Source organism: Massilia sp. 01N410 (assembly GCF_056399665.1).
Window position 1 is genome coordinate 1 of the sequence record NZ_JBFTRV010000020.1, and the last position, 19,872, is coordinate 19,872.

The window sequence follows — 19,872 nt, forward strand, 5'->3', positions numbered from 1 at the left end:
ATCTCGAATGAACAAGTGTGCATCCTGGTGGCACGCGATCGCAGCGGCCAGACCATCGACGCCGTGACCGGCAAGGGCAGCGTGAGCAAGCGGCAGCTGGTGCAACACCTGGGGCCGCGCCTGGCGCGCGACGTGCTGCTGGTGACCGACAGCCATGCGGCCTACCCGGCATTCGCGCGGGAGGTCGGGATTTCGCATGAAGCCATCAATGCGAGGGCCGGCGAAAGAAAGCGCGGTGCGCTGCACATCCAGAACGTGAACGCCTATCACAGCCGGATGCGCACCTGGCTGCTGCCTTTCCGCGGCATCGCCAGCCGTTACTTGGACCACTACTTCGGCTGGCGCTGGGCGCTGGATGGCCAGCGCATTGCCAGTCCAGACGCCTTTTTGAGAGCGGCGCTGGGCAGATTCAACACTTAGCGCGAACAGCGCCTTTTTTTTCGTCCGTTCACCCCGTTCACCCCCTCGTTTCCTGCCCGCCCTGAGTGGGAATGAAGAATCGCGGTCGACTTCCGGTCGCTCCGGTTTTCTGGGGATTTTTTAAGCAACCGATTTAACAATTAGTCGATATCGTATGCATGGCGCATAAATTCGAATATTCATAAAAATGCATGATGCATGAATATTGATGAGTTTTGTAGTGATTTTAAGAGAGGATGATTTCATCATTGGCATTCTGCGTAAGACAGTCGATGCAGCTTCCTGATAGACGATGTGACGGCTAGAACGATGCAGATGCGCGTAACTTAATGATGAGATATCGCTACGAAGAAAGAAGTTAAAGAAGAGTCGATATGTGTGGTTGAATTATCGTAGTTTCGATCTTATCGAAGACATGCGCCGCCAGCGGCCTCGGCATGCCTGATGGGGGCCGGCCTCATCCGGAAATCCGGCAGCTGCGCAGTAAAAAAATCAGGGCGAAAAAAAACGCGGCGCCGGTTGCCCGGGGCCGCGTCGAACCAGGATGATGCGAGGGTCTTAAATCACTTGGCTTCGCCGAGCAGGGCCGGCTTCAGCGAGCGGTCGACCGGCTTGTCGCCCAGCCAGATGCGCAGGATGGCGTTGTAGAAGTTGATGTCGGGGATGGGGTCGCCCAGCTTCTTGCCGTTCAGCTCAGCCTGGGTACCGGTGCCCGGAATCCAGTCCAGATGCAGCACATCGCCCTTCTTGAGAGCATCGACCGAGGCGAACAGCTCGCCCATCTTGCCGATCTGGGCCACGATCTTCTGCTTCTCGGCCTTGTCGACGTTTTCGTTCAGGCCATCCATGAAGGCCTTGCCGAAGTCTTCGGACGAGATGTCGCGCGCCATCTGCAGGGTCACGCGGCGCGGGCCTTCCAGTTTCATGATGTCGGCGGTGGCGGTCTTCTTTTCCGGCAGGTAGAGGCCGGCGGCATAGACCTTGATGATCAGCTTGGTGCGCATGCCGGCGCCGTTCAGTTTCAGGTCCTTGCCGGCGACCTTGGCGGTGTCCTCAAACTTGTAGCCGCTGACGTCGACCGACGCCTGGGCCGGCAGGCTGATGGCGGCGGCCAGCAGGGCGCCGGCCATCATGCCTTTGACGACCAGCCGGCGCGCAAAGGAGGTATTGGAAATGGAAGTCATGTGTGTCTCCTCAGAATGAACGGTAATGCATTAGTAATGGCTTAGCCCAGCGTCAGCCGGGGTTCGGACGACAGGTGGGACGGCGCCTGCGCAGTATCCTGGTCGAGCTTGAAGACGCTGACCGCACGCGCCAGCCGCGCCGCCTGTTCCTGCATCGTCGACGCGCTTGCTGCCGCCTCCTCGACCAGCGCCGCGTTCTGTTGCGTAGTCTGGTCCATCTCGACGATGGTCTGGCTGACCTGGGCGATGCCGGCGCTCTGCTCGACGCTGGCGGCCGTGATTTCTCCCATGATGTCGGTCACGCGGCGCACGCTCTCGACCACCTCGGCCATCGTCACGCCGGCCTGCTCGACCAGGCTGCTGCCTTCATGCACTTTATCCACAGAATCGCTGATCAGCAACTTGATCTCCTTCGCCGCCGCCGCCGAGCGCTGGGCCAGGTTGCGTACTTCGGACGCCACCACGGCAAAGCCGCGTCCCTGTTCTCCGGCGCGCGCCGCCTCCACCGCGGCGTTCAGGGCCAGGATATTGGTCTGGAAGGCAATGCCGTCGATCACGCCGATGATGTCGACGATCTTTTTCGAGGAACCGGTAATGGAAGCCATGGTGGCGATCACGTGCGACACGACGGAGCCGCCGCGCGCCGCCACTTCGGAAGCCTGGGCCGCCAGCGTATTCGCCTGGCGCGCGTTGTCCGCGTTCTGCTGCACGGTATCGGTCAGTTCGCGCATCGAGCTCGAGGTCTGGGCCAGGGAACTGGCCTGGGCTTCGGTGCGGCTCGAGAGGTCGAGGTTGCCGCTGGCGATTTCACCGGTCACGCCGGCCATCGATTCGGTGCTGGTGCGCACCTCGCCGACGATGCGGATCAGGCTGTCGTTCATGTGGCGCAGCGCTTCCATCATCTGGCCGGCCTCGTCGCGGCTGTCGACGGCGATGTCGCTGGTGAGATCGCCGTCGGCGACGCGGCGGGCGATCTCCACCACCTGAGCCAGCGGCCCGGTGATGCTGCGCGTCGACAGCACCGCCACGCCGAGCGACAGCAGGCAGGCCGCGCCGGCGAGAAGCAGGATCAGCATCTGGGTGCGGCGGGTGACGGCGGCGGCATCCTGGCCGGCCTTGTTCATGGCCGCGTTCTGGTAGGCGACGAACTTGTCGAGCTGCTCGAAATAACGGGTTTGCTGGGGACGCAGCGAGAACATGAATTTCACCATGGCCTCGTCCTTCTTGTCTTCGTTGACCAGGCCGATGAATTTTGTCTGGGCCGGCAGGAATTTGTCCTGGATGGCGGCGATCGCCTTCAGGATGCCCTCGCCTTCGGCATCGCCGACGTGCCTGGCCAGTTGCGCCACCGCCGCGGTCGCCTTGGCGCTGCGCGCTTCGGTATTGGCCAGTTCCTTCTTGATCTGGTCGGGGTCGCTCATGATCAGGACGTTGAGCATGCTGCGCGTGGCTTCGCTCACGTCTTCCTTGACCAGGTTGGCGGCCACCGTATTCGCGTAGCGCACCCGCACCAGCGTTTCCATCTCCTTGTTCAGGCTTTCCATCCGCAGCCAGGAGATCGCCGCCAACAGCACCAGCAAGGCAATCACGAAGCCGAAGCCCACGGCCAGGCGCTGGCCGATCCGCATATTCCTAATCATATGTCTCCCCGTTCCCATCAAAATAGAATGGACGTGCTATTTTTTTGATAACAAATATAGCACCAATCAATTTGCCCAAATTAAATATTCGGAACTATTTCGATGCTGCGGGTGCACAAGCGACAGTCATGCCGACGTCGCCGGAGAGGAAAAGCGGAAGTTTGCTGTGCAACACGGACGCCGGCGGATGGCGGCGCAGTGTTGCGCGAATGTCATAGTCGACGGGGGAAGGACCGGCAGGCGCCGGCCCGAACTTGAAGCACGCTCTCAGGCTGCGGCCTTGGCGGCGGTCAGCTTTTCGTACTTGGCCTGGAGTTCTTCGCGGGTTTCGCGCCACTCCGGATTGAAGGGGATGCAGGCGACCGGGCACAGTGCCACGCACTGCGGTTCGTCAAAGTGGCCGACGCATTCGGTGCACTTGTGCGGGTCGATCTGGTAATACTCCGCGCCCATCGAGATGGCGTCGTTCGGGCACTCGGGCTCGCACACGTCGCAATTGATGCAGTCGTCGGTAATCAGCAAAGCCATTTTTACAACCTCTTGCGTGAAGCTCAGGCCTTCGGTGCGGCGCCGGTGATGGCCGCGATCTTCTTCTGCAGCCAGCGGTCGACCGAAGGGAACACGAATTTGGAGACGTCGCCGCCCAGCATCGCGATCTCGCGCACGATGGTGCCGGAGATGAACTGGTACTGGTCGGACGGGGTCAGGAACAGGGTTTCGACGTCGGGCAACAGGTAGCGGTTCATGCCGGCCATCTGGAACTCGTACTCGAAGTCGGACACGGCGCGCAGGCCGCGCACGATCACGCGCGCATCATGCTTGCGCACGAAATCCTTGAGCAGGCCACTGAAGCTTTCGACCTTCACGTTCGGATAGTGGCCGAGCACTTCGTTGGCGATTTCCAGGCGTTCGTCGAGCGAAAAGAACGGTTTCTTGTTCTTGCTGTCGGCGACACCGACGACCAGGGTGTCGAACAGACCCGATGCGCGACGCACCAAATCCTCGTGGCCGCGGGTCAGCGGATCGAACGTACCTGGATAAACGGCTACAACCATTGCGGCTCCCCTGGAGAAATGCACCTGAATAAGCGCGCATTATGCCTGAAAATTCGGCAGCCGCCCCAGGATGGGGCTGAAATTGCCGTGTTTTAGTGCAACTTCAGCAGGTGAAAGTAGACCATGCCGGCCTTGTCGCCACGCACCAGCTGCCAGCCCGACAGCCACTCCGGCGTACTGTCCTGTTCCGTTTCCGCGAACGGCAGGGCCGCACCCGCCTCCGCATACACCAGGCCGCCCTCCTTCAGCAGGCCGGCGCACAGCGGCAGGGCCTGGCTCAGGAAATCCTGTTGATAAGGCGGGTCCAGGAAGATCAGGTCGAAACGCTGGCCGCGCTGGGCCAGGTCGCGTGCGACGGCCAGCGCATCGGCACGCAGGATCCTGACGTTGTCGGCTTTCAGCTTTTCCTTGATGGTTTCGAGCTGGCGCACCACCGGCCCGAGGGTATCGATCATGGTGACGGAATGCACGCCGCGGCTGGCCGCCTCGAAGCCGAGGGCGCCGCTGCCGGCGAACAGGTCCAGGCAGTCGAGCTGGTCCCAGTCGCCGCCAGTCTGGTGGCGGATCCAGTTGAACACGGTCTCGCGCACGCGGTCGGGTGTGGGACGCAGGCCGAAGGCGTCGAGCACGGGCAGCGGCGTGCGTTTCCAGGCGCCGCCGATGATGCGCACCTGTTGCGGCGGGCCCGGGCGGCGGGGATACGAAGGTTTGTGTGAGGACTTCTTTTGCATGGCCGGACTATAGCATGCAGGTTGGCACGGGGTGCCCACCCTACGGCCGAGTCAGGTAGGGCGGGCATCCATGTCCACGATCGCGATTATTTCCCCTGCGCCAGGGCGTTGAAATCGTTGATCCAGCCCTGCATCCGCTTCTGCGCGTGCTGTTTCTGCTCCGGCGTGGTCAACTTGATCGCGGTCAGGATGAACTTCGAAGTGCTGTCCACATAGGCATCGTAGAAGGCTTTGCGCTCCGGCGCCTCCGTGCGGTCGAACATGTCGCGCAGCAGGTCGTGCACGGCCGACATGGTCTGTTCCTTGTTCAGCTTCTGGTCGTGCACGCGGCGCAGCAGGGCCACGATCTTCTTCTGGCGCAGCATGCGTTCCTGCAGGAAGACGTCGTTGTCCAGCGGACGCGCATCCGAGGCCCGGCGCAGCGCCGCTTCCTGGTCGCGGTTGAAGCTGCCGAGCCACAGCTCGAACTGGCTCATCGCCTTCTTGAAGCGGGCCTTGTGCTGATCCTCGACGCTGCCGCTCATGAACTCCTTGCGGAACTTGTCGTTATTCTTGGCAAACTTCTGCTCCATCTGGGCGATCTGGCCGGGCTTGATCGACATCGCCAGGTCGGCCAGCTGGGGCAGCGCCTTGAAGGCCAGCAGTTCGGTGCGCGCCTTGATGTCGCGGTAATCGGACAGCAGCTCGTCCTGGGTGACGTTGCCGTCGCCGAGCTGGCGCTGCATCTTGCCCAGCAGGCCGGCGTAGTCGCGCAACTGGGTCGCGCGGTGCCACTGGAACAGGTTGTCGATATCCTTCTTGACCCAGTCGGACTGGTCGCTGTCGAGGTCGACGTAAGCGTTCAACCACCAGTACAGCAAGGTATCGCCGTGGTTGTAGGTAAAGCGGATCGTGCTGCAACCTGCGGCAAGAACCATCAGCGCGACCAGAAACAGCAGGCGTGCGCGCTGGAACAGCGATTGGTGCGTGTTAAACTTTTTCATGTTATTCAACTACATTTTCTATTGAGAACGGCCTATGAACGTAGTCATCCTCGCCGCCGGCATGGGAAAGCGCATGCAATCCGCCCTGCCCAAAGTCTTGCATCCACTGGCTGGGAAGCCGCTGTTACAGCATGTCATCGACACGGCGCGCAGCTTAAAGCCGAGTAAATTATGCGTGATTTATGGCCACGGCGGCGCAGCTGTGCCGAGTGCGGTTCACGAATGGGGCCTTGACGCCGGCATCGTCATCGACACCGCCCTGCAGCAGCCCCAGCTCGGCACCGGCCACGCAGTGATGCAGGCCCTGCCTCTAGTCGACGAGAACGCGCCGACCCTGGTGCTGTACGGCGACGTGCCGCTGACCACCAGCGCCAGCCTGCAGCGCCTGGTCGAGGCCGCCGGCGACGACAAGCTGGCGATCCTGACCGTGGTGCAGGACAACCCCTTCGGCCTGGGCCGCATTATCCGCGAAGACGGCAAGATCGTGCGCATCGTCGAAGAGAAGGATGCCAACGAGGAAGAGCGCGCGATCAAGGAAATCAACAGCGGCATCATGGTGATCCCGACCAGGCACCTGAACGGCTGGCTGGGCGCGCTCAAGAACAATAACGCCCAGGGCGAATATTACCTCACCGACATCGTGGCCCAGGCGGTGGCGAACGGCGTGCCGGTGGTGTCGGCGCATCCATCCGCCGAGTGGGAAGTCGCCGGTGTGAACAGCAAGGTGCAGCTGGCCGAACTCGAGCGCCGCCACCAGCTGAACATCGCGAATGCGCTGCTGGAAAAGGGCGTGCACCTGCTGGATCCGGCCCGCATCGACGTGCGCGGCGAACTGATCTGCGGGCGTGACGTCTCGATCGACGTCGGCTGCGTGTTCGAAGGCCGTGTCGAACTGGCGGACGGCGTGACCATCGGCGCCAACTGCGTGCTGGTGAATACCAGGGTCGGCGCCGGCGTCCAGATCAAACCCTTCTGCCACCTGGAAGATGCGATCGTTGGCGACAAATCGCAGATCGGCCCCTACGCGCGCCTGCGCCCGGGTACCGAGCTGGCCGAAGATGTCCACATCGGCAACTTCGTCGAAGTGAAGAACAGCAAGGTCGCCGCCCACAGCAAGGCGAACCACCTGGCCTATGTGGGCGATGCCGACGTCGGTTCGCGTGTAAACATCGGCGCCGGCACCATCACCTGCAACTACGATGGCGCGAATAAATTCCGCACCGTGATCGAAGATGAAGCCTTCATCGGCAGCGATAGCCAGCTGGTGGCCCCGGTGCGCGTCGGCAAGGGCGCGACCCTGGGCGCCGGCACCACGCTGACCAAGGATGCGCCGGCCGGCAAGCTGACGATCTCGCGTCCGAAGCAGATGACGATCGAGAACTGGATGCGTCCGGTCAAGACGAAGTAATCCACCGGCTGCGCACAGTATAGCCACAGCTTGGCAACAGCTTGGGCACAGCCTGGTCCACCGGCTTTGCACAGGGTTTTCGCCCAGTCATCCACAAAGTCATCCACAGGCCCGTACGGTGATCCGACGGGCCTGTTGTCTTTATTGGTGTTTGTTTTATCAAGCTTTTCTTCTCTGGCGCTGGAAGCGGCTGCGGCATGATCGGGGTGTTGATTGCCGGGGTTATCCACAACGCATGAAACGGGTGCTCGTCCCCGTCGAGCGGCCGTTTTTGCGGCCGATGACACCCTCTGCTCACAAATTCGGCAATGTCACAATCTGTCCACAACCAACTGTGGATGAGCTGTGCATTACTTCGCCGATGGCAAAGTTTACAGGTAAACAGCTTATCCACATTATCCACAATCCCCTGTGGATGACTTGTGCGTGACCGTATTTTTACACCACGATACGGGTCTCGAACTTGCTGCGGAAGGTCGAGAAATAGGCTTTTACGTTACGCACGTTCTTATGCGTGGTGAACAGGCGGTGCGCCAGCGCGTGGTAGGCCGGCATGTCGGCAACCTGCACCACCAGCACGAAGTCGGGGCCGGGCGCGACCCGGTAGCACTGCAGCACCGCGGCGTCCTCTGCGACGACGCGTTCGAACTCCTCCATGCGGTCGGCGGCCTGCACGTCCAGCGTGATCTCGACGATGGCAGTCAGGCGCGCGCCCACCTTGTCCGGCGAGACGATCGCAACTTGCCGTTCGATAACACCGTTTTCGGTCAGCTGTTTGACGCGCCGCAGGCAAGTTGGCTGCGATACGTGTACCAATTCCGCCAATTCGGCGTTCGTATGAGATGCATCAATTTGTAGCGTATTTAAGATGCGACGATCAAGTTCGTCCAAGACATGGGGCTCTGTCGACATTTTTATAAAGATTTCTTTGAAATTTGAAAGAATATTTCACGTTAGATGGATCGTGAAATAATCTATCAAAAATGGTTGGATTCTGAAAGCTTATTTCATAACGTCTGCTCTACATTATTGACATCTGTTAATTTCTATTGGAGTCCAACCATGTGCGGTATCGTCGGAGCTGTAGCTCAACGCAACATTACCCCTATCCTGATCGAAGGTCTGAAGCGCCTTGAATACCGTGGCTACGATTCCTGCGGCGTTGCCCTGCACGTCGACGGCCGTCTGCAGCGTTCGCGCAGCACTTCGCGCGTGGCCGACCTCGAATCCCAGATCAAGGAAACCGAGCTGCAGGGCTTCACCGGCATCGCCCACACCCGCTGGGCCACCCACGGCGCCCCGGCCACCAAGAACGCCCACCCGCACTTCTCGCCGACCGAAGAGAACGCCCGTATCGCCCTGGTCCACAACGGCATCATCGAGAACCACGACGAGCTGCGCCGCGAACTGACGGATCTCGGCTACAAATTCACCAGCCAGACCGACACCGAAGTCATCGCCCACCTGGTCGACCACATGTACAACGGCGACCTGTTCGAGACCGTCCAGCAGGCCGTGAAACGCCTGCACGGCGCCTACGCCATCGCCGTATTCTGCCGCGAAGAGCCGCACCGCGTGGTGGCCGCGCGCCAGGGCTCTCCGCTGATCGTCGGCCTGGGCAAGGGCGAGAACTTTGTCGCCTCGGACGCGATGGCGCTGGCCGGCACCACCGACCAGATCATCTACCTGGAAGAAGGCGACGTGGTTGACCTGCAACTGGCCCGCTACTGGATCGTCGACGTCGACGGCCGCCCGGCCGAGCGCGAAGTGAAAACCGTGCACGCCCACACCGGCGCCGCCGAACTCGGTCCCTACCGCCACTACATGCAGAAGGAAATCTTCGAGCAGCCGCGCGTGGTCGGCGACACCCTCGAAGGCGTCACCGGCATCATGCCGGAACTGTTCGGCGACCAAGCCTTCCGCGTGTTCAAGGAAATCGACCGTGTGCTGATCCTGGCCTGCGGCACCAGCTACTACGCGGGCCTCACCGCCAAGTACTGGATCGAATCGGTGGCCAAGATCCCGGTGAGCGTCGAGATCGCCAGCGAATACCGCTACCGCGACAGCGTCCCGCACCCGCAGACCCTGGTGGTGACGATCTCGCAGTCGGGCGAAACCGCCGACACCCTGGCCGCGCTGAAGCACGCCCGCAGCCTGGGCATGGTCCACACGCTCACCATCTGCAACGTCGCCACCAGCGCCATGGTGCGCGAGTGCAAGCTGGCCTACATCACCCGCGCCGGCGTCGAAGTCGGCGTGGCCTCGACCAAGGCTTTCACCACCCAGCTGGCCGCGCTGTTCCTGCTGACCCTGACTCTGGCGCAAGTGAACGGCCGCCTGAGCGACGAGGAAGAGGCCACTTACCTGAAGCAGATGCGCCACCTGCCGGTCGCGCTGAGCTCGGTGCTGGCGCTGGAGCCGCAAATCATCGCCTGGGCCGAGGAATTCGCGCGCAAGGAAAACGCCCTCTTCCTGGGGCGCGGCATCCACTACCCGATCGCCCTCGAAGGCGCGCTGAAGCTGAAGGAAATCTCGTACATCCACGCCGAAGCCTACCCGGCAGGCGAGCTGAAGCACGGCCCGCTGGCGCTGGTGACCGAAGAGATGCCGGTGGTGACGATCGCCCCGAACGACGCCCTGCTGGAAAAGCTGAAGTCGAACATGCAGGAAGTCCGCGCCCGCGGCGGCCAGTTGTACTGCTTCGCCGACGTCGACACCCACATCACCTCGAGCGAAGGCCTGCACGTGATCCGTCTGCCGGAGCACTACGGCCTGCTGTCGCCGATCCTGCACGTGGCGGCGCTGCAGCTGCTGGCGTATCACACGGCGCTGGCGCGTGGTACCGATGTGGATAAGCCGCGTAATCTGGCGAAGTCGGTGACGGTGGAGTAAGAAGACAGCTTGTCCTGAACAGCAGCAGGCCGCGAACCCCACAGGTCGCGGCCTGTTTTTTTAATGTCCGAGTCCAGCCGGCGCGCGTCCAGCGAGTCGGCGCCATAACTTGAGATAGGCGGCAAACTCCCGCTTTTTCACGGCTACTCCGGCAACACCGAAGAATGATGGCTTGTAATGAGCCACTGCTCCCCATCCCATCGGTAAGTAAAGGTATAACGGGCCGGCACCACCTGCCCGGTCCTGTCGAAGGTGAAGGTGTACAGGCCGGCATCGACGGCGACGTTGCAGCCGAGGTAGATGCGGCGCAGGTCGATCTTGCCGGACGGTTCATTGAGCAGGAAAGTCTCGAAATACTCTTCTCTTTCCGCCGGCGTCAGCTTGGGCTGGTTGGACACGGTCGCCAGCAGGATGGCGTCGTCCGCATAGTTGGCGACGACCTTGTGCGGATCACCTGATTCCAGCGAGTCGTTCCAGCGGTCGAACAGGGCCGCGATCTTCTTTTCGGAGGTCGGCTTGCACTTTTCGGTGCGCGGTACGTGCGTATAGGTCTTCCCTGGCTGCGCCGGTTGCGAGGCGCAGCCGGCCAGCGCGAGGGCGGCAGCAAGAGCGAACAGCTTCATGGCGAATCTCCTTTCACGGGTTGTGCAGCCAGGGATCACTCATCAATTACCGGCCGATCATAGGGCTGTGCCTAACGGGTACCGGCTCGCTTGAATTTGTGTCGCCTAAACGCTGCAAACGCACTTGCAGCAGGCTGGGGACGCGAAAGAATCGCCGTTCAGAATGTTTCAATCGTGTTAATACATGACGGCGAGTTGTCTTAGAATCTGTCGCTAATTTCACGTAAAAAAATTACATCGAGCCACCACTGGTGCCGGCAATCGCCGGCAGACTGTTGCGCCGCCGCATGTTAAGCTGACACACTTATAGAGGGTGAATCGATGAACGAACTGGTCAAGACGGGCATTACCGGGCTGGACGAGGTACTGCACGGAGGCATTCCCCGCAATAACAACCTGATCGTCGAAGGTCCGCCCGGCTCGGGCAAGACCACGCTCGGGCTGGGCTTCATCTACCACGGCGCGCTCGACTACGACGAGCCGGGCGCCATCGTGTCCTTCGAACTCGATCCCGCCAAGCTGATGCGCGATGCCGCCGGCTTCAACTGGGACCTGCAGGGCATGATCGACCAGGGCAAGATCAAGATCATCCAGACCAGTCCGGCCGTGCTGCTGAGCGAGTTCCGCAGTGACGACGGCGCCTTCGCCGCCTCGCTCGTCGAGATGGGAGCCAAGCGCCTGCTGATCGACGGCCTGACGCCGCTGCGCCTGTACGCGGAAGTGAACGACATGCCCTTCCGCGAAGACGTGCACCTGCTGATCGAAGGCCTGACGCGTCTGGGCGTGACCACCATGGTCACGGCGGAAAAGGACGAATCGCTGACCGGCGTGCTGGCGCACGAGCGCTTCGTTTTCGACACCATCATTTCGCTCACGTTCGGCGAGGCAAGGCGCCGGGCGCACCGCCGCCTGAAGGTCACGAAGTCGCGCGGCCAGGATTTCATCGGCGGCAGCCACACCATGCGCATCGAACCGGAGATCGGTGTGCATGTGTACCGCCGTGCCCAGTCGCGCCCGGTCGCCTCGCCCGACCAGCCGACCTCGGAACGGCGCCTGTCGACCGGTTCGCCGGCCATCGACAAGATGATGGCTGGTGGTATCTACGAAGGATCGGTGACGCTGGTGAGCGGTATTTCCGGCACCGGCAAGACCGTGTTCAGCGTCCAGTTTTTGACCGACGCCATCAAGAATGGCCACAAGGCGCTGCTGGTCAGCCTTGACGAACATCCGCGCCAATTGATCCGCAACGCCAAGTCGCTCGGATTCGATCTGCAGGGCCTGATCGACGATGGCAAGCTCTTCATCCATTATGAGTCGCCGCTGGAACTCGAACTGGACGTGCACTTCGACCGTATCGTCAAGCTGGTCGAGCAGGAGAACATCGACTGTATCGCGCTCGATTCGGTGGCTGTGTATGAAATGACCAGTGCCGACGAGGTTGCCGATTACCTGTACGCGTTGGCGAGCTTCTTCAAGAACCGCCTGGCAACGACCCTGTTCAACTACGAAAGCCCGGAACTGCTGGGCGTGTCGCAGATCAGCGAGGAACTCAAGGGCTCGCACCTGGTCGACAACATCATCCTGCTCAACTACGTGGAAATCTCGACCGTGCTGCGGCGCGCGCTGGCCGTGCCGAAGGTGCGCGGCAGCCGCAATGTGCAAGTCACGCGCGAATACGAAATCGGCGTCGGCGGCCTGGTTCTGCTGGATGAAAACGGCAGCGATACCCAGGCCGTGCCGCAACTGCCGTTCTCGTCCTACTACGGATTGCTGTCGCGCTCGCCATCGCGCCAGAGCCCGGCCATCGAAGAAGCCGTGGCCAGCGGCAACCCTCTGCCCGACTCGGCGCGCATGCCGAACGAAAATCCCAGGTGATCAAGGCCGAACTGCCAGACAACACACCGGTCGACTGGAGCGACTGGCATACGCCGCTACGGCAGTTCACGGAAGCGACGGGCCTCGTCACGTCGGCCTATGACGCGGCAGGCGTGCGCCACATCGGTCCCCTGACGGGTTCGCGCATGTCGGCCTTGCTGGCGGAACGCTCGACCCTGTGGGCCGAGGACGGTCCCGGTACGGCTTTCGAGCGCGCGCTGGTGCAGCAGGCATGCGCGCAGGCGGATTCCGCATCCGGGCAATTCGGCGAAGGCTTCCGCGTGTGCGCCCAGCCGCTGCTGCTGCGCGGCCAGGTCTACGGCGTGCTGGTGTTTGGCTGGCGCTTCGCCGACTTCAGTTCACCGCTGGCCTGCGAGCGTATCGCCAAGCAGATCGGACTGGCTGGCCACCTGCTGTGGAACGAGGCGCGGCTCGATGCGCCCGTGTCCGACAAACGCATGAGCACCTATGCGGGTCTCCTGAAAACACTGTCGAGCACGCTCGACCGCCAGCGCGAAACCATCGATGACCTGACACGCGTAAACCGGACACGCGAACTGTTCCTGGCGGCGGTCTCGCACGAGATGCGCACGCCGCTCTCGGCGCTGTCGATGCGCATCGAAATACTGTTGCGCACGACTCCCGACCTGCCGCCCAAAGCGGTCAGCGGGCTCGAATCGATGCGCGTGCACGTGCGCCAGGAAGCCGGGATGGTCGAGGACCTGATCGACGCCGCGCGCACGCTGACCGGGCAGATGTCGATCACACGCACGCGTGTCGTGCTGGGACAGGTCTTGCGCGACGCCATCTCGACGGTGGAGCCCCATGCGCACGCCAAGCAGATCCAGATACGGGTGACGCCGGCCGATTACGGCGACCCTATCCGCTTCGATGCGGACGGGCGGCGCCTCCAGCAGGTCATCTGGAACCTGCTGTTCAATGCAGTCAAATTCACGCCGGTGGGCGGCGTCATCCGCATCACCATCCGGCGGCTCGATGGCATGGTCGAGATCGACATCACGGATTCCGGCCAGGGCATCGAAGCGGAAGACCTGCCGCACGTGTTCGGTGCCTTCAGGCTGCAGCAGCACGACAATGCCACCGGTCTCGGGCTCGGCCTGTATATCGCCCGCCGTATCGTCGAGCTGCACGAGGGCACGCTCAGCGTCAGCAGCGCCGGCCGCGGCCAGGGCGCCACCTTCTCCATTCGGCTGCCTGTCGTGGCAGAACTGCCTTCCAGACCTTAGATTAGGGTCACTTTTCTCCACGCTTTAGCCGCTGAGTTCGATCAAGAAGCCGTGGCAGCTTTGTCACGATAGTAGCTGATGCCGGAATCGCCAAAAAAGGGAAAGCCCATCTTCGGTAAGTCCGAATCGAAGTAGGAATATTCCGCTTCGTGCTCCGGTACACGCCTCAGACACGCAACGCGCATCGCGCATCGCAATTCATTTCAGGCAAAAGGAGAAACACCATGGAACATTCGTTCATCGAGGCTGACGCAAAGCTCGAAGCAAGTCCCGCGCAGACCAGGACCCTGGACACCATGATGGAGGACATGCGGAACATGCCGGCGCCCGCTCAGAATCTTTCGGCGCAGCAGCGCATGAAGCCCTTCCTGCCGACCATGCCCGCCGCCGACTATGCGGAGATGAAGGCCAGGCTGCAGGAAGCGGGGGCGACGGCCGACAAGCCCGCCGATGTGCACACCGCGCTGCATGCCGAAGCGCAGCCGCGCGTCCCGATCGTGCTGGTCGGACCGAATTTCCAGGGCGCCTCGAATGTCGACGGGCTCACGCCGCCCGACACCCATGGCGCGATCGGACGCGAGCATTTCGTCGAGGTCACCAATTCGCACATCGACATCTATGCGCGGGATAACCCGACCCAGCGCACCAGCATTTCGCTGGCGTCCTTCTTCGGCTACACCGCCCAGATCCTGTTCGATCCGCGCGCGGTGTACGACACCACCTGGAACCGCTGGATCGTGACCGCCGTCGCCTTCCAGGAGTCGGCCACGCGCCAGCTGTATTTCATCGCCGTCTCGACCTCGTCGAATGCGGCGGGTCCGTATTTCATCTATGGACTGAACGTCACCTTCGCCGCGGGCGACTTCTGGGATTATCCACAGCTCGGCATGGACCAGGATTCGATCATCCTGACGGCGAATATCTTCGCCGCCTCCGGCGGCTTCCGCGGTGCCGACATGTTCGCCGTCGCCAAGGCGCGCCTCTACAACGGCCTGGGCTTCGCGGTGCCCGTGTTCACCGGCCTGCGCGGCACGCTGGCGCCGCCGAACGTCCTCGACCAGAACGCGCGCACCTACCTCGTCGCGGCGGCGGGCGGCAGCGCACTGAGCCTGTACACCCTGACCAACTCGAGCCGGCCGAACGGCATCCAGCTGAGCGGGCCGGTGAACGTCGCCGTGGCCGCGTATTCGGCGCCGCCGGACGCGCCGCAGCCCGGCACCGGCGCGCTGCTCGATACCCTCGACGGCCGCTTCGTCAATGCCAGCACGCAGATGGGCAACTCCCTCTGGCAGGTGCACACGATCAACCTGGTCGGCTATGCCGCCCCCAGGTTTTACGAGATCAATACCGCCACCAACTCGATCATCCAGAGCGCCTTCTTCTTCGGCACCTCGACCTCCTACGATTTCAATGCCTCGATCGCGGCGAACGCCGGCGACGATATCTTCGTGACATGGACGATGACGGACCCGAGGAACGGCACCAATGCCCAGGTGCGCTTCTCCGGCTACGACCATAACGACGGCCTGCCGTATATCCTTGGACCGGGCACGGCGGCATTCACGAGCCCGACCTGGTACGGCGGCGGCCGCTGGGGCGATTACTCGGCGGTGACGCTCGACACCCGCAACGCCAGGCGCGCCTGGCTGGTCAACGAGTATGTGCAGAGGAACCAGGACTGGACCAGCCGCATCGTCGGCTTCGGCTTCGCTACTTAGCACCTGTGCTCAGCGGATACCGCTGTCGACAACGATGCGGACAGCGGTGTAGCGCTTCTTTTCCACGGTCACGGTCTGCGGGGGCGCCCGCGGGCCGGCCACGTCCGGCTCGGCATGCAGGACATAGGTGCCGGGCGGGAGGTCGGCCCGGAAGCGCCCGTCGGGACCGCTCCGGCATTCGGTCACCGTGCGGCCGCTCTCATCCATGATGCGGATGCCGGCCGCGTAGGGGCGATGGGTGGGTATCCCCGGCCCTTCGACCGGACTGACGGGGCGGAGGATGACTTCGCCCGCGATGCCGCTGGAGGCGTTCATGAGCTTGCCTATTGTCCCTTGACGATCTTCCAGATGCCGCTCGCGGTCAGCACATACAGCTCGCCCTGCCCGTCCCGGCCGAACGATTGCACCTGGCCGGGCTTGGCGATGTTCCAGTCGCGCTGTTCGGAGACGGCCAGGCCGGAGGCAAGGAAGCTGCGCACGAAACCGGCGCAGTAATCGGAATAGAAATAGCGCCCGGCCAGCTCCGGGATCGCCGTCCCGCGGTACACGAAGCCGCCCGTGATCGCGCACGGACTGCCGGGATCGGCATGGCTGTACTCGAGCACCGGCAGCGCCAGGCCGCTGCGATTGCAGCTGGGCGCCTGGTAGCAGGTGCTGCCTTCCATGACTTTCCATCCATAGTTCAGCCCGCCTTGCGACGCCGGCGCCAGGTCGACTTCCTCGCGCAGGTTCTGGCCGACGTCGGCGATGTAGAGCTTGTCGGCATCGAAAGCGAAACGCCAGGGGTTGCGCAGGCCGTTCGCCCAGATCTCGGGCCGTACGTCCGCCTGGCCAAGATAGGGATTGGTGGATGGGATCCGGTAGGGCAGTGCAGAGCTGGCGCCGCTCACGTCCAGGCGCAGCATCTTGCCCAGCAGCGAGCCCAGGTTCTGCGCATTGCCGTTCGGATCGCCTTCGGAACCGCCGTCGCCGGTGCCGAGGTAGAGATAGCCGTCGGGACCGAAGGCGACCAGGCCGCCGAAGTGATTGATATAGGTCGGGTGCGGGATCTGGATGATGGCGAGCGCCGACGCGGCATCCGCGCGGTTGGGATCGCCGGACACCGTGTAGCGCTCGACCACGATGTCGTGATTCGCATTCGTGCGGTAGACGTAGAAGCGGCCGTTGGTCGCATAGCCGGGATCGAAGGCCATCGACAGCAGTCCGCCCTCGCCGGCGACGTCGGTGACGCTGCGCAGGTCGAGGAAGGGCTGGGCCAGCAGGCTGCCGCCCTGCATGACCAGGATGCGGCCGGCGCGTTCGACGATGAACTGGCGCGCGTCGCCCGGCGGTGTGGTGAGGAAGGTGGGACTGGACAGGTTACTGGCGAAGGGGGCCAGCGCCAGGGTGAGGGCGGCGGACGGCGGTGCGGGAGGCAGCACCGGTGTGCCGCCGCCGGAGGTACCGCCACCGCCGCCGCAGGCGGTCAGCATTAGGGACAAGGGTATAAGGATGCGCCAGGAAAGCATGGGAGCCTCCGGATCGGTCGCCAGACTCGCGTTGCCGCAGGATGAAGCAAACCTGCCACTGGCGGCGCGCGCTTGACGCCGAAAAGCGCGAAAGGGTGGTGTCCGCCTGAAAAGCGGTGCATAATATGGCGCTTGTCTTCTGTCTTATATAAGACTTGGCCATGCGGCAAAATGATCCGCCTGGCGAAAAGCTCCTCGCATCGGAGTAGATCGGTTAGGATCATCGCCTGACATCATCGCCTGATGGCGTGCGCGATCCGCGAGCCCAGACAGTTGATATCTTTTTAGTATTAGTTTCCCTTACCTTCGCGAACACCGAGGAAAAAGCGTATGAGCAGCGATTCGACCATCATCTACACCCTTACCGACGAGGCGCCCCTGCTGGCCACCCACGCCTTCCTGCCCGTCATCAGCACCTTCACCAAGCCCGCCGGCATCACCATCCAGGAAAGCGACATCTCGGTCGCTGCCCGTATCCTGGCCCAGTTCCCCGAGCGCCTGACGCCGGAACAGCGCGTGCCCGATGCCCTGAGCGAGCTGGGCAAGTTGACCCTGACGCCGGAAGTCAACATCATCAAGCTGCCGAACATCAGCGCCTCGGTAGGCCAGCTGACCGCCGCGATCAAGGAGCTGCAGGGCAAGGGCTACAACCTGCCCGACTACCCGGCCGATCCGAAGACCGACGAAGAAAAAGAGATCAAGGCCAGGTACGGCAAGTGCATCGGCTCGTCCGTGAACCCGGTCCTGCGCGAAGGTAATTCCGACCGCCGCGCACCGAAGGCGGTCAAGGAATACGCCCGCAAGAACCCGCACTCGATGGGCGAATGGTCGCCGGCCTCGCGCACCCACGTGTCGCACATGACCCACGGCGACTTCTACCACGGCGAGAAGTCGATGACCCTCGACCGCGCCCGCGACGTCAAGATGGAACTGCTGACCAAGAGCGGCCAGACCATCGTGCTGAAGCCGAAGGTCTCCCTGCAGGACGGCGAGGTCATCGATTCGATGTTCATGAGCCGCAAGGCCCTGCTGGACTTCTACGAACAGCAGATCGAAGACGCGCGCAAGACCGGCGTGATGTTCTCGCTGCACGTGAAGGCGACCATGATGAAGGTCTCGCACCCGATCGTGTTCGGCCACGCCGTGCGCATCTTCTACAAGGACGCTTTCGCAAAGCACGGCGCCCTGTTCGACAGCCTGGGCGTGAACGTCAACAACGGCATGGCCGACCTGTACAACAAGATCGCCACCCTGCCGGATTCGCAGCGCGAAGAGATCATCCGCGACCTGCACGCCTGCCAGGAGCACCGTCCGGAACTGGCCATGGTCGACTCGGCCAAGGGCATCACCAACTTCCACTCGCCGAACGACGTGATCGTCGATGCGTCGATGCCGGCCATGATCCGTGCCGGCGGCAAGATGTACGGCGCCGACGGCCGCCTGAAGGAAGTCAAGGCCGTGCTGCCGGAATCGACCTTCGCCCGCATCTACCAGGAGATCATCAACTTCTGCAAATGGCATGGCGCCTTCGATCCGAAGACCATGGGCACCGTTCCGAACGTGGGCCTGATGGCGCAGCAGGCCGAGGAATACGGCTCGCACGACAAGACTTTCGAGATCCAGGAAGACGGCGTCGCCAACATCACCGACCTCGCCACCGGCGAAGTCCTGATGTCGCAGAACGTCGAGAAGGGCGACATCTGGCGCATGTGTCAGGTGAAGGACGCACCGATCCGCGACTGGGTCAAGCTGGCCGTCACCCGCGCCCGCAACTCCGGCATGCCGGCCGTGTTCTGGCTGGACCCGTACCGCCCGCACGAGAATGAACTGATCAAGAAGGTCAAGACCTACCTGAAGGATCACGACACCACGGGCCTGGACATCCAGATCATGTCGCAGGTGCGCGCGATGCGCTACACCCTGGAGCGCGTGGCCCGCGGCCTGGACACCATCTCGGTGACCGGCAACATCCTGCGCGACTACCTGACCGACCTGTTCCCGATCCTGGAACTGGGCACCAGCGCCAAGATGCTGTCGATCGTTCCGCTGATGGCGGGCGGCGGCATGTACGAAACCGGCGCCGGCGGCTCGGCACCGAAGCACGTGCAGCAGCTGACCGAAGAAAACCACCTGCGCTGGGATTCGCTGGGCGAGTTCCTGGCACTGGCGGTGAGCCTGGAAGACATGGGCATCAAGACCGGCAACGCGAAAGCCAAACTGCTGGCCAAGACCCTGGACGCCGCCACCGGCAAGCTGCTGGACAACCGCAAGTCGCCGTCGCCGAAGACCGGTGAACTCGACAACCGCGGCAGCCAGTTCTACCTGTCGCTGTACTGGGCCCAGGAACTGGCGCAGCAAGCCGAGGATGCCGAGCTGGCCGCCTTCTTCGCGCCGCTGGCCAAGACCCTGGCCGAGAACGAGCAGAAGATCGTGGCCGAGCTGCTGGAAATCCAGGGCAAGCCGGTCGACATCGGCGGCTACTACCAGCCGGACAACGCCAAGGTGAAAGCCGTGATGCGTCCGAGCGCGACCTTCAACCAGGCACTGGCTTCGGCTGCCTGATAGAAGCAGGTTCTCCACGGAGGACC

Annotated in this window: 17 protein-coding genes; 7 read left to right on the plus strand and 10 right to left on the minus strand. The window is 62.6% G+C overall.

The features are described from left to right. On the plus strand, window positions 1–420 hold a 420-nt coding region (locus tag AC1DOP_RS22045), incomplete at its 5' end, for an IS1595 family transposase (RefSeq protein WP_477253375.1). 563 nt (window positions 421–983) lie between these two features. On the opposite strand, the gene AC1DOP_RS22050 is transcribed toward AC1DOP_RS22045, so the two are convergent. The 6 genes from AC1DOP_RS22050 to AC1DOP_RS22075 form a co-directional block, all read right to left on the minus strand. Beyond that, a complete protein-coding gene (locus AC1DOP_RS22050) occupies window positions 984–1,604 on the minus strand; it encodes a chalcone isomerase family protein (protein ID WP_441935126.1) in 621 nt (206 codons plus the stop codon). A gap of 41 nt (window positions 1,605–1,645) precedes the next feature. Next, on the minus strand, window positions 1,646–3,244 hold the full coding sequence (locus AC1DOP_RS22055) for a methyl-accepting chemotaxis protein (RefSeq protein WP_441935127.1): 1,599 nt from the start codon (window positions 3,242–3,244) through the stop codon (window positions 1,646–1,648). A gap of 267 nt (window positions 3,245–3,511) precedes the next feature. Then, on the minus strand, window positions 3,512–3,772 hold the full coding sequence (locus AC1DOP_RS22060; RefSeq protein WP_441935128.1) for a YfhL family 4Fe-4S dicluster ferredoxin: 261 nt from the start codon (window positions 3,770–3,772) through the stop codon (window positions 3,512–3,514). 23 nt (window positions 3,773–3,795) lie between these two features. Further along, the gene (gene coaD, locus AC1DOP_RS22065; RefSeq protein ID WP_441935129.1) at window positions 3,796–4,299 is read right to left on the minus strand and encodes a pantetheine-phosphate adenylyltransferase; all 504 of its coding nucleotides are present in this window, start codon (window positions 4,297–4,299) and stop codon (window positions 3,796–3,798) included. Window positions 4,300–4,391: 92 nt separating this feature from the next. Further along, complete coding sequence (gene rsmD / locus AC1DOP_RS22070; protein WP_441935130.1) at window positions 4,392–5,030, minus strand: 16S rRNA (guanine(966)-N(2))-methyltransferase RsmD; 639 nt, start codon at window positions 5,028–5,030, stop codon at window positions 4,392–4,394. A gap of 86 nt (window positions 5,031–5,116) precedes the next feature. Beyond that, entirely contained in the window at window positions 5,117–6,013 is an 897-nt protein-coding gene (locus AC1DOP_RS22075) for a DUF6279 family lipoprotein (RefSeq protein WP_441935131.1), read from the minus strand. A gap of 34 nt (window positions 6,014–6,047) precedes the next feature. On the opposite strand from AC1DOP_RS22075, the gene glmU reads away from it, so the two are divergent. Continuing rightward, on the plus strand, window positions 6,048–7,421 hold the full coding sequence (gene glmU / locus AC1DOP_RS22080; RefSeq protein ID WP_477253379.1) for a bifunctional UDP-N-acetylglucosamine diphosphorylase/glucosamine-1-phosphate N-acetyltransferase GlmU: 1,374 nt from the start codon (window positions 6,048–6,050) through the stop codon (window positions 7,419–7,421). Window positions 7,422–7,859: 438 nt separating this feature from the next. On the opposite strand, the gene AC1DOP_RS22085 is transcribed toward glmU, so the two are convergent. Next, window positions 7,860–8,333 (minus strand): Lrp/AsnC family transcriptional regulator, encoded by a 474-nt coding sequence (locus tag AC1DOP_RS22085; RefSeq protein ID WP_441935133.1) that lies wholly within the window; start codon window positions 8,331–8,333, stop codon window positions 7,860–7,862. A 150-nt stretch (window positions 8,334–8,483) separates the two neighbouring features. Here AC1DOP_RS22085 and glmS point away from each other — a divergent pair, with 150 nt between their 5' ends. Then, window positions 8,484–10,313 (plus strand): glutamine--fructose-6-phosphate transaminase (isomerizing), encoded by a 1,830-nt coding sequence (gene glmS, locus AC1DOP_RS22090; protein ID WP_441935134.1) that lies wholly within the window; start codon window positions 8,484–8,486, stop codon window positions 10,311–10,313. Window positions 10,314–10,456: 143 nt separating this feature from the next. Here glmS and AC1DOP_RS22095 read toward each other — a convergent pair whose 3' ends face one another. Then, entirely contained in the window at window positions 10,457–10,936 is a 480-nt protein-coding gene (locus tag AC1DOP_RS22095; protein WP_441935135.1) for an SgcJ/EcaC family oxidoreductase, read from the minus strand. 321 nt (window positions 10,937–11,257) lie between these two features. Here AC1DOP_RS22095 and AC1DOP_RS22100 point away from each other — a divergent pair, with 321 nt between their 5' ends. The 3 genes from AC1DOP_RS22100 to AC1DOP_RS22110 all read left to right on the plus strand — a co-directional run bounded on the left by AC1DOP_RS22100 (window position 11,258) and on the right by AC1DOP_RS22110 (window position 15,776). Further along, the gene (locus AC1DOP_RS22100; protein WP_441935136.1) at window positions 11,258–12,811 is read left to right on the plus strand and encodes an ATPase domain-containing protein; all 1,554 of its coding nucleotides are present in this window, start codon (window positions 11,258–11,260) and stop codon (window positions 12,809–12,811) included. After that, window positions 12,808–14,058, plus strand: coding sequence for a sensor histidine kinase (locus AC1DOP_RS22105; protein ID WP_441935137.1), 1,251 nt, complete (start codon window positions 12,808–12,810; stop codon window positions 14,056–14,058). Before AC1DOP_RS22100 ends, AC1DOP_RS22105 begins: the two co-directional genes overlap by 4 nt. A 224-nt stretch (window positions 14,059–14,282) precedes the next feature. Further along, on the plus strand, window positions 14,283–15,776 hold the full coding sequence (locus AC1DOP_RS22110) for a hypothetical protein (RefSeq protein ID WP_441935138.1): 1,494 nt from the start codon (window positions 14,283–14,285) through the stop codon (window positions 15,774–15,776). 9 nt (window positions 15,777–15,785) lie between these two features. On the opposite strand, the gene AC1DOP_RS22115 is transcribed toward AC1DOP_RS22110, so the two are convergent. Then, window positions 15,786–16,091 (minus strand): hypothetical protein, encoded by a 306-nt coding sequence (locus AC1DOP_RS22115; protein ID WP_441935139.1) that lies wholly within the window; start codon window positions 16,089–16,091, stop codon window positions 15,786–15,788. A gap of 8 nt (window positions 16,092–16,099) precedes the next feature. Further along, the gene (locus tag AC1DOP_RS22120; protein WP_441935140.1) at window positions 16,100–17,284 is read right to left on the minus strand and encodes a PQQ-dependent sugar dehydrogenase; all 1,185 of its coding nucleotides are present in this window, start codon (window positions 17,282–17,284) and stop codon (window positions 16,100–16,102) included. 330 nt (window positions 17,285–17,614) lie between these two features. Here AC1DOP_RS22120 and AC1DOP_RS22125 point away from each other — a divergent pair, with 330 nt between their 5' ends. After that, complete coding sequence (locus AC1DOP_RS22125; RefSeq protein WP_441935141.1) at window positions 17,615–19,846, plus strand: NADP-dependent isocitrate dehydrogenase; 2,232 nt, start codon at window positions 17,615–17,617, stop codon at window positions 19,844–19,846. Window positions 19,847–19,872: the final 26 nt, after the last annotated feature.

What these genes read in the sequence shown, in the direction of transcription:
- AC1DOP_RS22050 (WP_441935126.1), bottom strand. Translation starts at nt 1,604, where the DNA reads ATGACTTCCATTTCCAATACCTCCTTTGCGCGCCGGCTGGTCGTCAAA.
- AC1DOP_RS22055 (WP_441935127.1), bottom strand. Translation starts at nt 3,244, where the DNA reads ATGATTAGGAATATGCGGATCGGCCAGCGCCTGGCCGTGGGCTTCGGC.
- AC1DOP_RS22060 (WP_441935128.1), bottom strand. Translation starts at nt 3,772, where the DNA reads ATGGCTTTGCTGATTACCGACGACTGCATCAATTGCGACGTGTGCGAG.
- coaD (WP_441935129.1), bottom strand. Translation starts at nt 4,299, where the DNA reads ATGGTTGTAGCCGTTTATCCAGGTACGTTCGATCCGCTGACCCGCGGC.
- rsmD (WP_441935130.1), bottom strand. Translation starts at nt 5,030, where the DNA reads ATGCAAAAGAAGTCCTCACACAAACCTTCGTATCCCCGCCGCCCGGGC.
- AC1DOP_RS22075 (WP_441935131.1), bottom strand. Translation starts at nt 6,013, where the DNA reads ATGAAAAAGTTTAACACGCACCAATCGCTGTTCCAGCGCGCACGCCTG.
- glmU (WP_477253379.1), top strand. Translation starts at nt 6,048, where the DNA reads ATGAACGTAGTCATCCTCGCCGCCGGCATGGGAAAGCGCATGCAATCC.
- AC1DOP_RS22085 (WP_441935133.1), bottom strand. Translation starts at nt 8,333, where the DNA reads ATGTCGACAGAGCCCCATGTCTTGGACGAACTTGATCGTCGCATCTTA.
- glmS (WP_441935134.1), top strand. Translation starts at nt 8,484, where the DNA reads ATGTGCGGTATCGTCGGAGCTGTAGCTCAACGCAACATTACCCCTATC.
- AC1DOP_RS22095 (WP_441935135.1), bottom strand. Translation starts at nt 10,936, where the DNA reads ATGAAGCTGTTCGCTCTTGCTGCCGCCCTCGCGCTGGCCGGCTGCGCC.
- AC1DOP_RS22100 (WP_441935136.1), top strand. Translation starts at nt 11,258, where the DNA reads ATGAACGAACTGGTCAAGACGGGCATTACCGGGCTGGACGAGGTACTG.
- AC1DOP_RS22110 (WP_441935138.1), top strand. Translation starts at nt 14,283, where the DNA reads ATGGAACATTCGTTCATCGAGGCTGACGCAAAGCTCGAAGCAAGTCCC.
- AC1DOP_RS22115 (WP_441935139.1), bottom strand. Translation starts at nt 16,091, where the DNA reads ATGAACGCCTCCAGCGGCATCGCGGGCGAAGTCATCCTCCGCCCCGTC.
- AC1DOP_RS22120 (WP_441935140.1), bottom strand. Translation starts at nt 17,284, where the DNA reads ATGCTTTCCTGGCGCATCCTTATACCCTTGTCCCTAATGCTGACCGCC.
- AC1DOP_RS22125 (WP_441935141.1), top strand. Translation starts at nt 17,615, where the DNA reads ATGAGCAGCGATTCGACCATCATCTACACCCTTACCGACGAGGCGCCC.